This window comes from Halorubrum tibetense, from assembly GCF_042661865.1.
Taxonomy (GTDB): domain Archaea; phylum Halobacteriota; class Halobacteria; order Halobacteriales; family Haloferacaceae; genus Halorubrum; species Halorubrum tibetense.
On the sequence record NZ_JBHSWW010000333.1, the window covers coordinates 1 to 2331 of the forward strand.

Genomic DNA, 2331 nt, shown 5'->3' on the forward strand with positions numbered 1-2331 from the left:
CGTGCGGCTCGTCACGCTCGGCGGCGCGTTCGTCTCGTACGGGCTCGCCGAGTCCGTCGCCCCGGAAACCGGTGTCGCCGCCGCGGCCGCTACCGGCGTCGCCCTCGGGAACGTCGACCTCCCGCACCGCGAGGAGGTCGTGAAGTTCGGGCGGGATCTCACGCTCGTGGCGCTCTCGTTCGTGTTCATCTCGCTGGCGGCGCTCATCGACTTCGAGGCGCTGCTCGGCCTCGGTCTCGGCGGGATCGCCGTCGTCATCGCGGTGACGCTCGTGATCCGGCCGCTCGTGATGTTCCTCTCTGCACGGGAGTCGGTGTTCACGCGGAACGAGCGGTACTTCCTCAGTTTCGTCGGCCCACGGGGGATCATCCCGGCGTCGGTCGCCACGCTGTTCGCGATCGACTTACAACAGACGGGCGCGACCGCCGAGGCGCAGACGCTGGTGGGGGCGGTGTTCCTCGTCATCTTCGTCACGGTGGTCCTGCAGGCGGGGCTGGCCAGACAGATCGCGGAACTCTTCGACGTCCAACCGATGAAGACACTCATCATCGGCGGGGGCCGAGTCGGTCGGACCCTCGCCACACGACTGACGAAACGCGGCGAGAACGTGACGATCCTCGACCGGGACCCGGCGGTCGTCGAGACGTTACAATCCGACGGGTTCCGTGCGACGACGGGTGACGGAACGGAGACGGCAACGCTGTCGGAACACGGCGCGGAGAACGCGAAGCTCGTCGTTGCGGCGACCGCCAACGACGACACGAACCTCCTCGTCTCCCAGCTCGCGAAGAACAAGTTCGACGTCGAGACGGTGATCGCTCGGGTGAACGACCCCGACAACGTTCCGGCGTTCGACGCCTTGGACGTCAGGGCTATCGACGTCTCCTCGGCGATGGCGTGGTCGATCGACAACGAGATCGAACGTCCCTCGCTCGCCCACTGGATGAACCAGCTCGGCGACGGTCACGACGCACAGGAAGTGACAGTCACCTCCGAGACGTTCGCCGGGCAGACGGTCCAGCAGATGGGCTCGGAGATCCCGCAGGGCGTCCTCATCGCCGTCGTCGACCGCGACGGCGAGACGTTCGTCCCCCACGGCGACACGGTGTTAGAGGCGGGCGACCGGGTCACGATCCTCGGCGACGAGGACGACGTTGAGAAGGCTATCAAACGCGTTCATCCCCACGACTGAGCCGCCGTCTTCCTGACCAGTCGGGTTCCTTCGGAGCGAGAGGGACGCCCCGGGCGGACCGATTCTCGCTCAGCGAGGTGGCCGTCTCGACGACACCGGTTTTAGAACGGCTTGGCCACCGTATGGCTTCTAAGAGTATTGTAGAGAAACCCAACTATAGCACAATATTAAACCCGTCGATCTAACCAGTAAGGGAGTTCGTTAAGTAGTGCGTACACATTACAAAACTACGTCGAACACTTCGACGTGACCCTACGTGCCAACAGGACTCAAACGTGATCTCGGGTTGTTCTCCACGATGGCGATCGCCATCGGTGCGATGGTTGGATCGGGCGTGTTCATCCTCCCTGGCGTGGCGTTCGTCACCGTCGACGGGCCGGCGGTCGTTCTGGCCTTTCTCTTAGCCGGGATACTGATACTTCCCGCCGCGTTCAGCGCCTCCGAGATGGCCACGGCCATGCCGGAAGACGGCGGCTCCTACGTCTACGTCGAACGCGGAATGGGACCGCTTTTGGGCACTATCGCCGGGGTCGGGAACTGGTTCATGCTTTCGTTTAAGGGTGCGTTGGCGCTCGTCGGGGGCGTCCCGTATCTCGTGTTCGTCGCTCCCGGGATCGCGGAGTACATCCTCCCGCTCGCGGTGACCCTCGCGATCTTCTTCACCCTCATCAACATCGTGAGCACGAAAAGCGCCGGCAGCCTCCAGTTCGTGATCGTCGGGGTGATGATCGTCGTGCTCGGTTACTTCATCGTCGGCGGCGTCCCCGATATCGTCCCCGAACAGACCGCGGGCGCGTTGAACTTCGGGAGTAGCGGACTGCTCGCGGCGACCGCGCTCGTGTTCATCTCCTACGCGGGCGTGATCAAGATCGCGGCGGTCGCCGAGGAGGTGAAAGACCCCGGGAAGACGATCCCGCGAGCGATGATCGGGTCGCTCGTGCTCACCACCGCGCTGTACGTCGCGGTCGTCTACGTCGCGATCGGCATCGTCGACATCCCGGCCGCGATCGAGGCCGGTCAGCTCCAGTCGGACGGCGAGGGGCCGATCATGGGGCTCGCTGCGGAGCAGGCGCTCGGAACGATCGGTACCGCGGCGGTCGTCGCCGCCGCACTGCTGGCGCTGGCGTCGACCGCGAACG

Annotated in this window: 2 protein-coding genes; both read left to right on the plus strand. The window is 64.9% G+C overall.

The genetic code is table 11. The features are described from left to right. A partial coding sequence (locus ACFQEU_RS14620) for a potassium channel family protein (protein ID WP_379783348.1) occupies positions 1–1192 on the plus strand: 1192 nt, incomplete at its 5' end. A 256-nt stretch (positions 1193–1448) separates the two neighbouring features. Beyond that, a partial coding sequence (locus ACFQEU_RS14625) for an APC family permease (RefSeq protein WP_379783350.1) occupies positions 1449–2331 on the plus strand: 883 nt, incomplete at its 3' end.